Here is a 227-nt window from a genome sequence, read left to right on the forward strand (position 1 = left end):
AAAGTAGCAGCTGAGGGTATCATTCTGACAGAGGCTCAAATTATTGCTTTAGAGAAGAAGAAGTTTGATGCGGTGAAATAGAAACAGCTCACCCGGGTTACTTAGGGTCCCAAGATACCTTTTATGTTGGCACATTAAAAGGTGTTGGTCGTGTCTGTCAGCAAACCTTTGTAGACACCTATAGTAAAGTGGCTTTTGCCAAGCTTTATACAACTAAAACACCCATT

General features: G+C 41.0%; 1 pseudogene. It reads left to right on the forward strand.

Annotation, left to right across the window (positions count from 1 at the left end):
- A pseudogene (locus tag Ltuc_RS14040) lies at positions 1-227 on the forward strand (IS481 family transposase); the annotation flags it as partial.

The organism is Legionella tucsonensis, from assembly GCF_001468035.1.
In the GTDB taxonomy this organism is placed as follows: domain Bacteria; phylum Pseudomonadota; class Gammaproteobacteria; order Legionellales; family Legionellaceae; genus Legionella; species Legionella tucsonensis.